The following is a 967-nucleotide window of genomic DNA, read 5'->3' on the forward strand; positions in this document are numbered from 1 at the left end:
ATAAAAAACTAATCCCCTTTTGATATTTATGTCGAATTATATTTTCTGAATTTTCTTTTAATTTTAAAGGGTTTTTCATTATTTTTTGCGAAACTTTTGTATAACAACTTTTTATTTGTTAATTGTTACATAACAGTAGGTTCGGGTGGAGTTTTGCAAGCGTTTCCTGTACAATAACCGATATTTTTTGACTTTTCCCAACAAAATCCCTTGCAATATATTCAGAAAGTCATTACAATTGCCATATATTAAAAATCTTAGCAATATATAAATCCTCATCAATCCGATGAGGTAGAGGTTGCAACTTTTAAGAGTAGAACGGCCGAGACACAGAGAATGTCACCGACTCCGTTTGAAAGGAAAAGTTGCCGAAGTTTATATTTCTTCTCTGGAAATATTGGCTGGGGCTGTCTCCGAAAGGAACAGAACTGTCACGTTTACAAAATTACCGTGTAGACGTGGGGTGCTATCTTAACGGAAGGGTATGATGGGGTGGTTATTTGTGAAACGTTCCGCCTAATTCTTTTGGCGGTTTTTTGTATTTTTCTCCCCCGCTCCTTCCTATCTTACAAGAAAAGGAGTGTTGAACATGAATAGCGCAACGAATCAAGCTACCTCTAAAACGCAAACTACACAAGGACAAGGTGAATTAAAACGTGGATTAAAATCTCGTCACCTTACGATGATTTCTCTCGGTGGTACAATCGGTACCGGACTATTTCTTGCTAGCGGTGGTGTTATCCATTCCGCTGGTCCTGGCGGTGCATTAATCGCATACGCTGCAATTGGAATTATGGTTTATTTTTTAATGACAAGCTTAGCAGAACTCGCGGCTTACATGCCTGTTACTGGATCTTTTAGTACTTATGCAACAAAATTTGTTGATCCATCACTTGGTTTTGCACTTGGATGGAACTATTGGTATAACTGGGCGATTACGATTGCAGCTGAACTAGCGGCCGTAACA

At 38.5% G+C, this 967-nt stretch carries 1 protein-coding gene and 1 riboswitch; the gene reads left to right on the forward strand.

Features of this window, described 5'->3' with window-relative positions; genetic code table 11:
• The first annotated feature begins 284 nt into the window (after nt 1–284).
• Nucleotides 285–477, forward strand: a riboswitch (Lysine riboswitch).
• A gap of 112 nt (nt 478–589) precedes the next feature.
• On the forward strand, nt 590–967 hold a 378-nt coding region (locus tag AC1DTM_RS28680), incomplete at its 3' end, for an amino acid permease (protein WP_477001512.1).

This window comes from Bacillus sp. P4_D3 (assembly GCF_056401855.1).